General features: G+C 60.5%; 13 protein-coding genes. 12 read left to right on the top strand and 1 reads right to left on the bottom strand.

What is annotated here, in order from left to right:
- Window positions 1-291 precede the first annotated feature (291 nt).
- From Q7C20_RS26225 to flhB, 12 genes are all read left to right on the top strand, one after another.
- Window positions 292-597, top strand: coding sequence for an STAS domain-containing protein (locus Q7C20_RS26225; RefSeq protein ID WP_375071122.1), 306 nt, complete (start codon window positions 292-294; stop codon window positions 595-597).
- Complete coding sequence (locus tag Q7C20_RS26220) at window positions 594-2,312, top strand: SpoIIE family protein phosphatase (protein WP_375071121.1); 1,719 nt, start codon at window positions 594-596, stop codon at window positions 2,310-2,312. The genes Q7C20_RS26225 and Q7C20_RS26220 overlap by 4 nt, the downstream gene beginning before the upstream one ends.
- Before the next feature lie 30 nt (window positions 2,313-2,342).
- A complete protein-coding gene (locus Q7C20_RS26215) occupies window positions 2,343-2,690 on the top strand; it encodes an Hpt domain-containing protein (RefSeq protein ID WP_348061507.1) in 348 nt (115 codons plus the stop codon).
- A gap of 132 nt (window positions 2,691-2,822) precedes the next feature.
- On the top strand, window positions 2,823-4,208 hold the full coding sequence (locus Q7C20_RS26210; RefSeq protein ID WP_375071120.1) for a flagellar hook-length control protein FliK: 1,386 nt from the start codon (window positions 2,823-2,825) through the stop codon (window positions 4,206-4,208).
- Window positions 4,209-4,422: 214 nt separating this feature from the next.
- Window positions 4,423-4,938, top strand: a complete 516-nt coding sequence (gene fliL / locus Q7C20_RS26205) for a flagellar basal body-associated protein FliL (protein WP_375071119.1) — start codon at window positions 4,423-4,425, stop codon at window positions 4,936-4,938.
- Window positions 4,939-4,947: 9 nt separating this feature from the next.
- Window positions 4,948-5,916, top strand: coding sequence for a flagellar motor switch protein FliM (gene fliM, locus Q7C20_RS26200; RefSeq protein WP_300630039.1), 969 nt, complete (start codon window positions 4,948-4,950; stop codon window positions 5,914-5,916).
- Between the two features lie 34 nt (window positions 5,917-5,950).
- A complete protein-coding gene (fliN, locus tag Q7C20_RS26195; RefSeq protein WP_348061499.1) occupies window positions 5,951-6,418 on the top strand; it encodes a flagellar motor switch protein FliN in 468 nt (155 codons plus the stop codon).
- Window position 6,419: 1 nt separating this feature from the next.
- Complete coding sequence (fliO, locus tag Q7C20_RS26190; RefSeq protein WP_348061497.1) at window positions 6,420-6,863, top strand: flagellar biosynthetic protein FliO; 444 nt, start codon at window positions 6,420-6,422, stop codon at window positions 6,861-6,863.
- Window positions 6,863-7,606 (top strand): flagellar type III secretion system pore protein FliP, encoded by a 744-nt coding sequence (gene fliP, locus Q7C20_RS26185; RefSeq protein WP_375071118.1) that lies wholly within the window; start codon window positions 6,863-6,865, stop codon window positions 7,604-7,606. The genes fliO and fliP overlap by 1 nt, the downstream gene beginning before the upstream one ends.
- A gap of 4 nt (window positions 7,607-7,610) precedes the next feature.
- On the top strand, window positions 7,611-7,880 hold the full coding sequence (gene fliQ, locus Q7C20_RS26180) for a flagellar biosynthesis protein FliQ (RefSeq protein WP_375071117.1): 270 nt from the start codon (window positions 7,611-7,613) through the stop codon (window positions 7,878-7,880).
- A gap of 4 nt (window positions 7,881-7,884) precedes the next feature.
- The gene (gene fliR / locus Q7C20_RS26175; protein WP_375071116.1) at window positions 7,885-8,670 is read left to right on the top strand and encodes a flagellar biosynthetic protein FliR; all 786 of its coding nucleotides are present in this window, start codon (window positions 7,885-7,887) and stop codon (window positions 8,668-8,670) included.
- Between the two features lie 3 nt (window positions 8,671-8,673).
- Window positions 8,674-9,810, top strand: coding sequence for a flagellar biosynthesis protein FlhB (gene flhB, locus Q7C20_RS26170; RefSeq protein WP_348061491.1), 1,137 nt, complete (start codon window positions 8,674-8,676; stop codon window positions 9,808-9,810).
- A gap of 519 nt (window positions 9,811-10,329) precedes the next feature.
- On the opposite strand, the gene Q7C20_RS26165 is transcribed toward flhB, so the two are convergent.
- Entirely contained in the window at window positions 10,330-10,599 is a 270-nt protein-coding gene (locus Q7C20_RS26165) for a DUF6124 family protein (RefSeq protein WP_375071115.1), read from the bottom strand.
- Window positions 10,600-10,915 lie beyond the last annotated feature (316 nt).

Raw genomic sequence — 10,915 nt, 5'->3', positions numbered from 1 at the left:
GGGTTAGCCGCGCTGGGCCAAGGATGGCCCATCGCGGCGGCCCACGGATTCAAGCCGGAGTGAGGGCACACCGAGCCATAGCGAGGTGCCGAGTGGCGGGGCACAGACCTTTTGGTTACTTTTGGGGCGTTTGCCAAAAGTGACCCGCTGTAAGAGCGGAACCCATATCAGCCATCACACAAATAAAGGATATGTACACCGACAGCCCCCCATTTAACACTCCATGTTGCTCACGCCCGCTCCAGCTGCTAAACCTTGTCTCAACATAGCCAATGACAAGGAAGCAGTCGCATGCCAGTTACGTCAGAAGTATCCCCGGACGGAAAGAAGTTGACGATCGCGATCAAGGGCCGGTTCGATTTCGGTAGCCACCATGCGTTTCGTGACGCCTACGAACGTTTCTACAAAGTCCCCAATCAGTACATCGTCGACCTCAAAGAAACCACCTACTTGGACAGCTCCGCCCTGGGCATGCTCCTGCTGCTGCGCGATCACGCCGGTGGGGATGAGTCGCAAATCCAGATAGTCAACAGCACTCCCGATGTGCGCAAAATCCTCGGCATCTCCAATTTCGACAAACTGTTCGACATCAAGTGAACGCCCTGGCCCCGGTGCTTGAAGCGCTGACGATCCTGATCGCCGAAGACAGCGCCGCGGATTTGCTGTTGTTGTCGACCATCATCCGCCGTCAGGGCCATCAGGTGCTGACCGCCACCAACGGCGCGCAGGCTGTCGAAGTGTTCACCCGTGAGCGCCCGCAACTGGTGTTGATGGACGCGCTGATGCCGGTGATGGACGGTTTCGAAGCCGCGCGTCAGATCAAGCAGCTGGCGGGTGAGGCGCTGGTGCCGATCATCTTCCTCACGTCCCTGCGCCAGAGCGAGGCGCTGGCTCAGTGTCTGGATGCCGGCGGCGATGACTTTTTGCCCAAACCCTACAACCAACTGATCCTGGCCGCGAAGATCAACGCCATGGATCGCCTGCGTCGCCTGCAAGCCACGGTGTTGCAGCAACGTGACCTGATCGCCAAACACCACGACTACCTGCTGCACGAACAGCGCGCGGCCAAGGCGGTGTTCGACAAGGTCGCCCATTCTGGCTGCATCAACGCCGCGCCGAACATTCGTTACCTGCAATCGCCGTATGCGCTGTTCAACGGCGACCTGCTGCTGGCGGCGTACACGCCGTCGGGTGACATGCACGTGCTGCTCGGCGACTTTACCGGCCACGGTTTGCCGGCAGCCGTCGGCGCCATGCCATTGGCGGAAGTGTTCTACGGCATGACCGCCAAGGGCTACGGCCTGGCGCAGACCCTGCGCGAGATGAACGCCAAGCTCAAGCGCATCCTGCCGGTGGACATGTTCTGTTGCGCCACGTTGTTGTGCCTGAGTGCTCAGCGGCGCGTGGTAGAGGTGTGGAACGGCGGCATGCCCGAAGGCTATGTGCATGAGGTTGCCACCGGCAAGCGTACGCCGTTGATGCCCCGGCATTTGCCGCTGGGCGTGCTGTCTGTGGAGTCCTTTGATGACAGCACCGAAGTCTGGCCGATGGCCTTGGGTGACCGGGTGTTTCTGTTGTCCGATGGGGTGCTCGACACCGCAGACGCCAATGATCAGCTGTTCGGCGCCGAGCGTTTGCAGCAGGTATTTGCCGCCAACCGCGAGCCCGATCGCCTGTTCGAAGATATTGAGCAGGCCCTGGCAGCGTTTCGCGGCGAGGCGCGGGATGATGTGAGCATGGTGGAAATCACCTTGCAGTCCGACCAGCCAGTGCGCACGTGCGAACCGATCTACACCGACAGCGGCCAGTCGTGCCCGCTGGATTGGTCGGTGAGTTTCGAATTTCGCGCGCAGACCCTCAAAAGTTACAACCCGTTGCCGTATTTGCTGCAACTGCTGTTGGAGATTCACGGCCTGCGCGAGCAGAGCGGGGCGCTCTACAGCGTGATGGCCGAGCTGTATTCCAACGCGCTGGAGCATGGCGTGCTGGGGTTGGATTCGCGGCTCAAGTGTGATGCTCAAGGGTTTGCCGAGTATTATCGCCAGCGCAATGAGCGGTTGGCGCATTTGAACAGCGGTTACGTGCGTGTGCATGTGCAGGTGGTGCCGACCAGCGCCGGCGGCAAGATGACCTTGCGCGTTGAAGACAGTGGGCCTGGGTTTGACGTGGAACAGGTGTTGGCGCAGCCGCTGGATGCGGACCGTCTGTCTGGCCGGGGGTTGAGCCTGGTGCGTCAATTGAGCAGCGCTGTACGCTGGTCCGACGGCGGGCGTAGTGTGTGCGTGGAGTTTTGCTGGGGGGCTCTGGCATAATCCGCCGATTCTTGATCAAGGAGCGAGCAAGTGGCTGAGATTCATCTGGACCCTGATGTGTTGTCGGGTTTGCAGGAGGTTATGGAGAGCGAGTATCCCAAGTTGCTGGATACCTTTCTCGATGACTCACAGAAGCGCGTCGAGGCTTTGCGCAAGTCTCGGGACGATGCCAAGGCGTTGGGGCGGATTGCGCATAGCTTCAAGGGCAGCAGCGGGAACCTTGGGGCCGTGAGGTTGGCGCACTTGTGCCAGCGGTTGGAGCTTGAGTCGGTGGGGTCTGCGGCGGGGGAACTTTGGGCGTTGGTGGATCAGATTGATCATGAGTTTGCTTTGGTTCGGCCGATGTATGAATCGGAGCGGGAGCGGTTTCAGCTTTAGTTGCAGCCCTTTCAAGCTCTTTAGGCAGAACAGGTACAACACAGAAATCCCCACAAACCAAAAACCTGGCCCGACTCTTGCTCTACCTCCATCACTGCATCCCCGATCCCCATGCAGTGGAGACCTTTACTTATGCCAGTTGCCCCGAATTCGCTTCTTCAGGCTGCCCCCGCGGCCAAGCCTCAAGCGCCTGCCGTCACCCCGCCGGCAGCGGCTGTGGACCCGCGAAACAAGGCCCCTGGCTTCGCTCAAGTGTTCGCGACTCAAGGCTCAAAACCCACGGTAAAGCCTGACGACGCACCGGCCAAGCCAGCGCGCGACAAGCCTTCCGATGCCAGCGCCAAGCCTGCCGCCACCACCGAAAAACCTGTCGCCACCACCGACAAGCCTGCCGCCAGCGCGCCAGCGGTTGCCGATAGCGGCAATCCCTTGCCTGCCACGCCGCCGGCCAAGCCGGACGACAGCGCCAGCGCTGACGACGACAAACCCACCGACCCATCGCTGGCGCAGCAGCCCGCAGTTGATCCCGTCGTCGACCCGGCACTGATTGCCACGGTTACGCCCGTTGCCGTCCCTGTCACCGTGCCCGTGCCTGTGCAAACCCCGGCACCGGTGGCTGCCACGACGGACGACAAATCCCAACCGGTCGTCGCCACACCCGTCGCCGCGCCGGTCGATGCCAAGCAACCGGCCTTCGACCCTGAAGCCGACCCGCTGGACTCAATGCCGGCCGTGCGCCTGGCGATGGAGCAGGGCGGTCACGTCTCGGCCAGCAGCCAGACCCCGCAGAAAGCCGCGCCGACCACGACGCAGGATCAGCCGACCGCTGCACAGAATTTCGCCACCGGCCTTGCATCGATGGTCGACCAGCAAGCCACCAAAGACAGCACTGACCAGGGCGGCGACAAAGCCTTCAGCGGCCTGATCGAAGGCGGTCTCAAGGATTTGAAAAGCGCCAACAGCGACACTCGCGTTGACAATTTCACCGACCGCCTGGCCGCGCTGACCCAGGCCGCCACGCCGAAAACCGCCAACGCTTTGCCACCAGTGGCCAACGCGCCGCTGGCCATGCACCAGAGCGGCTGGACCGAAGAAGTGGTCAACCGCGTGATGTACCTGTCCAGCGCCAACCTCAAGTCGGCAGAAATCCAGTTGCAGCCGGCCGAGTTGGGTCGTTTGGACATCAAGGTCAATATCACGGCGGATCAGCAGGCCCAGGTGACCTTTATGAGTGGCCACGCCGTGGTGCGTGAAGCCCTGGAAACCCAGTCCGGCCGTCTGCGCGAGATGTTCGCCCAGCAAGGCATGGGGCAGGTGGACGTGAACGTCTCCGACCAGTCCCGCGGCTGGCAAGGGCAGGGCCAGGAACAACAACAGCAGAACCAGGCGCGCGGTGTGAGTGGCGGCAATGGGCGTGGGGATGGCGGCGACTCGGCGGATCACGCCGAAGTGGCTGCGGCCGTCGCGCCGGTAACCCAGACCGTGGTGGGCTCCAGCGCGGTCGACTACTACGCCTGACGCACGCCTTGCCCAGCCCTGAATGTGGGAGCTGGCTTGCCTGCGATAGCGGTGTATCAGTCACAGAAATGTAAACTGACATACCGTCATCGCAGGCAAGCCAGCTCCCACCCTTGATTTGTGTGGTTCCCTCTACACCAGACAACTCTGGCATAACACTTGCTCTTGCCTTTCCGAAGATCTATGAATTCCAGAATAGTGACGGATTATTGGCATGGCGAAGAGCGACGACGCAGCAGCAACCCCTCCCGCAGGCGAAGGCAAAAGCAAAGGCAAGCTCAAGCTCATCCTGTTGATCGTGCTGGGCTTGCTCCTGGCCATTGGCGCCTCGATTGGCGGCACGTGGTACATCATGCACAGCAGCGCCAGCAAACCTGCCCCTGTTGCCGAAACCGCCACTAACGTCAAGCAACCGGCAATCTTTGAGCAGATGCTTCCGGCCTTTGTCGCCAACTTCAACCAGAATGGTCGTCAACGCTACCTGCAGGTGAGCATCACCTTGCTGGCGCGTAACCAGGCGGACTTGGATGCCCTCAAGGTGCACATGCCGGTGATCCGCAACAACCTGGTGATGCTGTTCTCCGGGCAGAGCTTCGACACCCTCGCCACGCCAGTCGGCCAGGAGATGCTGCGCCAGAAGGTCACTGCCAGCGTGCAGGAAGTGGCCCAGAAAGAACTCGGCAAAGTCGTGGTCGAGCAGGCGCTCTTCACTAACTTCGTATTGCAGTAGGATCACGACATGGCCGTGCAAGACCTGCTGTCCCAGGATGAGATCGACGCGCTGTTGCATGGCGTCGACGATGGTCTGGTACAGACCGAAATGGCTGCCGAACCCGGCAGCGTCAAAAGTTATGACCTGACCAGCCAGGATCGCATCGTCCGTGGGCGCATGCCGACCCTGGAAATGATCAACGAACGTTTCGCCCGCTACACCCGTATCAGCATGTTCAACATGCTGCGCCGTTCGGCGGACGTGGCAGTGGGCGGCGTGCAGGTGATGAAGTTCGGCGAGTATGTGCATTCGCTGTACGTGCCTACCAGCCTCAACCTGGTCAAAATCAAACCCCTGCGCGGCACCGCGCTGTTCATTCTTGACGCCAAGCTGGTGTTCAAGCTGGTGGACAACTTCTTCGGCGGCGACGGCCGTCACGCCAAGATCGAAGGGCGTGAATTCACCCCCACCGAACTGCGCGTGGTACGCATGGTGCTGGAGCAAGCCTTCATTGACTTGAAGGAAGCCTGGCAAGCGGTCATGGAAGTCAATTTTGAGTACATCAACTCGGAAGTGAACCCGGCCATGGCCAACATCGTCGGCCCCAGCGAAGCCATTGTGGTGTCCACGTTCCACATCGAACTCGATGGCGGTGGCGGCGACCTGCACGTGACCATGCCGTACTCGATGATCGAGCCGGTGCGCGAGATGCTCGATGCCGGTTTCCAGTCCGACCTCGACGACCAGGACGAACGCTGGGTCAAGGCCCTGCGCGAAGACCTGTTGGACGTCGACGTGCCGCTGACCGCCACGGTGGCCCGTCGCCAGTTGCGGTTGCGCGATATTTTGCACATGCAGCCGGGCGATGTGATTCCCGTGGAGTTGCCGGAAGAACTGATCATGCGCGCCAACGGCGTGCCGTCGTTCAAGGTCAAGCTCGGTTCCCACAAGGGCAACCTGGCGCTGCAAGTGATCGAACCGATCAACCGCCGCTGATCAACCTTAATTTTTGCTGCGCCGAGGACATGTAATGGCTACCGAACACGAAAACACTTCCGCCGAAGACCAGGCACTGGCTGACGAATGGGCCGCGGCCCTGGAAGAAACCGGCGATGTTGGCCAGGACGATATCGACGCGCTGCTGGCCGCCGACGCCGCGACCTCGCCGGCCGGCAACCGCCTTGCGATGGAAGAATTCGGCAGCGTGCCGAAGAACAACGACCCGGTGACGCTCGACGGCCCGAACCTGGATGTGATCCTCGACATTCCGGTGTCGATCTCCATGGAAGTCGGCAGCACCGAAATCAACATCCGCAACCTGCTGCAACTCAACCAGGGTTCGGTGATCGAGCTCGACCGCCTGGCCGGTGAGCCGCTGGACGTGCTGGTCAACGGCACGCTGATCGCCCATGGCGAAGTGGTGGTGGTCAACGAGAAGTTCGGCATCCGCCTGACGGACGTGATCAGCCCAAGCGAACGCATCAAGAAGTTGCGCTGATATGAAGTATTCGATGGCGGGACTGTTTCTGGCGCTGCCATTGAGCGCCCTGGCGGCCGAGCCGGTTGCGCAAGCGACGGCGGCGGCTGCGCCCGTGGTCAGCAGCGGCATCGGCGGCCAGTTGACCCAGCTTGTACTCGGGTTATTGCTGGTGGTGGGGCTGATTTTTGTGTTGGCCTGGTTGATGCGCCGCGTGCAGCGCATCGGGCCGGGCAATGGCCAGGTAATCGAGATGATCGGCTCGCGCGCCCTCGGCCCGCGTGATCGTCTGGTGCTGGTGCAAGTGGGCGACGAGCAAATCCTGCTCGGCATCACGCCTGGGCGCATCACGCCGTTGCACGTGCTCAAGACACCGGTGGAAGTGGCCAAAACCGAGGCCGCCACGCCAGAATTCGCCCAGCGCCTGATGGAATTGCTGGGCAAGGATCAGAAGGATAAAAAGTAATGCGCGTTTTGTTGACGCTCATGCTGTTGCTGGCCGCGCCGTTGGCGTTTGCGGCCGACCCGTTGTCGATTCCGGCCATTACCCTGGGCACCAATGCCGCCGGGGCGCAGGAATATTCGGTCAGCCTGCAAATCCTGCTGATCATGACGGCGCTGAGTTTTATCCCGGCGTTCGTCATGCTGATGACCAGCTTTACGCGGATCATCATTGTGTTCTCGATTCTGCGTCAGGCCCTGGGCCTGCAGCAGACGCCGTCGAACCAGATTCTCACCGGCATGGCGTTGTTTCTGACGATGTTCATCATGGCGCCGGTGTTTGACAAGGTGAACCAGCAAGCCCTGCAACCCTACCTGGCGGAAAAACTGACGGCCCAGGACGCGATCGATAAGGCCCAGGGCCCGATCAAGGACTTCATGCTGGCGCAAACCCGTTCCAGCGACCTTGAGCTGTTCATGCGCTTGTCCAAGCGCACCGACATCGCCACCCCGGATCAGGCGCCGCTGACCATCCTCGTGCCTGCGTTCGTAACCTCTGAGCTGAAAACCGCCTTCCAGATCGGCTTCATGATCTTCATCCCGTTCCTGATCATCGACCTGGTGGTGGCGAGCGTGCTGATGGCCATGGGTATGATGATGCTCTCGCCGCTGATTATTTCGCTGCCGTTCAAGATCATGTTGTTTGTGCTGGTGGACGGCTGGGCGCTGATTATCGGCACCCTCGCCAGCAGTTTCGGAGGGGTGTAGCGCCATGACGCCAGAAGTTGCGGTCGACCTGTTCCGTGAAGCGCTGTGGCTGACCACCGTGATGGTCGCCGTGCTGGTGGTGCCGAGCCTGTTGGTGGGCCTGCTGGTGGCGATGTTCCAGGCCGCGACCCAGATCAACGAACAGACCCTGAGCTTCCTGCCGCGCCTGCTGGTGATGCTGGTCACGCTGATCGTCGCCGGCCCGTGGCTGGTGCGTACCTTTATGGAATACATCCTGCAGTTGTACGGCAGTATTCCGCAGTTGATCGGCTGACCCGATGCAGTCTGTACTGGCATTGACCGACACCCAGATCAGCACGTGGGTGGCGTCCTTTATCTTGCCGATGTTTCGCGTCACGGCCGTGCTGATGACCATGCCGGTGTTTGGCACCACGCTGGTTCCACGGCGCATTCGCCTGTATTTCGCCTTCGCCATCACCGTGGTGATCGTGCCCGGCTTGCCGCCGATGCCGCCGGTGAATGCCCTGGACCTCAGCGCCTTGCTACTGATTGCCGAGCAAATCCTGATCGGCGCGCTGCTGGGTTTCTCCCTGACGTTGTTCTTCCAGGCGTTTGTGATCGCCGGGCAAATCATCTCGATCCAGATGGGCATGGGCTTCGCGTCCATGGTCGATCCCACCAACGGCGTGTCGGTGGCGGTGATCGGGCAATTCCTGACCATGCTGGTGACCTTGCTGTTTCTGGCCATGAACGGGCACTTGGTGGTGTTCGAGGTCATGACCGAAAGCTTCACCACCTTGCCGGTGGGCTCGGGGCTGGTGGTCAACCATTTCTGGGAACTGGTAGGGCGCCTCAGTTGGGTGTTGGGCGCGTCCCTGTTGCTGGTGCTGCCGGCAATCACCGCACTGCTCATCGTCAACATCGCGTTTGGCGTGATGACTCGCGCGGCGCCACAGTTGAACATCTTCTCGATTGGTTTCCCCCTGACGCTGGTAATGGGCATGGGAATTTTCTGGATCGGCATGGCCGACATTCTCAATCAGTATCAGCCGCTGGCGACCGACGCCTTGCAGTTCTTACGTGATCTGGCACGGGCGCGTTGAGCCATGGCCGAGAGCGAGAGTGGCCAGGACAAAACAGAAGACCCCACGGAGAAACGTAAAAAGGACTCCAGGGAAAAGGGCGAGATTGCCCGTTCCAAAGAACTCAACACCCTGGCGGTGATGCTCGCCGGTGCCGGTGGCCTGCTGATTTACGGCGGCGGCCTGGCGCTGGACTTGATGGAGTTGATGAAGCTCAACTTCACCCTGCCGCGCGAGGTGCTGCTCAGCCCTGACGCCATGGGGCTGTACCTGCTGCACTCGGGCAAAATCGCGATTCTGGCGGTGCAGCCGGTGCTGATCACCTTGTTGCTGGCGGCGCTGATCGGCCCGGTGTCCCTTGGCGGGTGGCTGTTTGCCGCCGGCAGCATGGCGCCCAAATTCAGCCGCATGAACCCTGGGCCAGGGCTCAAGCGCATGTTTTCCAGCAAGGCGCTGGTGGAACTGCTCAAGGCGCTGGCGAAATTCATTTTGATTCTGTTTGTGGCGGTGACGGTGTTGTCGTCCGACATCGACGACTTGCTGCGCATCGCCCATGAGCCGCTGGAGTCGGCGATCATTCACAGCGTGCAACTGGTGGGCTGGAGCTCGCTGTGGATGGCCTGCGGGCTGATCATCATTGCGGCGGTGGATGCGCCGATTCAGTTGTGGGAAGCCCACAAAAAGCTGTTGATGACCAAGCAGGAAGTGCGTGACGAGCACAAGGACCAGGAAGGTCGGCCTGAGGTCAAACAGCGCATTCGCCAACTGCAACGCGAGATGTCGCAGCGCAAAATGATGGCCTCGGTACCCGACGCCGACGTGGTCATCACCAACCCGACGCATTACGCCGTTGCGCTCAAGTACGACCCGGAGAAGGGCGGCGCGCCGATGTTGCTGGCCAAGGGCAGTGACTTTACCGCGCTGAAAATTCGCGAAATTGCGGTGGCCAACGAGATTTTGCTGCTGGAGTCGCCGGAGTTGGCGCGGTCGATCTTCTATTCCACTGATCTGGACCAGGAAATTCCTGCGGGCCTGTATTTGGCCGTGGCGCAGGTGTTGGCCTATGTCTATCAGATCCGCCAATACCGTGCAGGCAAGGGCAAGCGCCCGGATCCGTTGAAGGATCTGCCGATTCCGCCGGAGTTGCGTCGCGACTCCTGACGCGTCCGTCGCGTCTTCCTCTTTCTGTCGCTAGCCTGCTTGCCATAGGCTCAATTGCCACCGTGCCATTCGTCTTGAATACACCGTTACCTGTCAACGTTGACAGTTGTCAGCACTGCACTCTCGCGGTTTTATGGCGCCAGCACTGCGCGCAGGTAGTCAAGAGATGCAGGGGGAATGGCCATGGAAGCGGTGACGGGTACGGTCAAGTCTTACAACCCCAGAACCGGGGAAGGCTTGATAGCGCTGGACGGTGAGGGTGAGCCTGTGCGTGTGGACCTTAGCGGTTCGGCTGGGGTTCGGCTCAGGAAGGGCCAGCGGGTGCGGTTTTCCAGGGTTCATCGTCCCAGGGGTGTGTTTGCGTTTTGTGTCAGGGTTATCTAGCGGTCGCATGTGCGTGCATGGATCAAAAAATGTGGGAGCTGGCTTGCCTGCGATGACTGAGCATTGCTGGCATTTCTGGTGACGGGCACGCTGCAATTGCAGGCAAGCCAGTTCCTACATTTGAATTGCGTGTTTTCAGTCGGTTTGTGGGTTGCCTGGGTCTGCTTCGGGGGGCGGGGCGATGTCATCCAGCGCGCGCTCGGCCAGTAACTTTGCCACTTCAATCAACTGCGCAATGCCTAGCGCGCCTGCTCGTTTGGAACCTTCCAGCTCAAATGCGAAATCGCAGGTTAGGGCGTGGGCGGAGGCGAGTGTTTCGGTGAGGTTGACCAGCAGGTCTTCGGTGCTGATGCCGTTGATGAGGGTGAAGAGTACGGTGGGGGAATTATGTGTGGTTTTGGACATGGCGTCGCTCCGTGAAAAGTATGAGAGTGCTCATTCGTATTGCGAGCCGCGACGCCCGACCGCTGCATTTGCAGCGGTGTGCGGAGACTAAAGAGCCAGGTTCCTAGGGACAACCCGAAAACCTTGTAGGAAGCATCCTGGGCCGCAGCGGATGTACACCTATCCAAATGTGGGAGCTGGCTTGCCTGCGATGGCGGTCTGTCGGGGTACATATCCGTTGCTGCGGTAACGGCTGGTATTGGTTCCGCTCTTACAGCGGGTCACTTTTGGAAGGACCCAAAAGTAACCAAAAGGTCCTCGCCCCACCACTCGGCAC

The sequence above is a fragment of the Pseudomonas sp. AMR01 genome (assembly GCF_041946035.1).
Classification (GTDB): domain Bacteria; phylum Pseudomonadota; class Gammaproteobacteria; order Pseudomonadales; family Pseudomonadaceae; genus Aquipseudomonas; species Aquipseudomonas antarctica_B.
The sequence above is the reverse complement of the archived record's forward strand: the minus strand, read 5'-3'. Positions and strand labels throughout refer to the sequence as shown.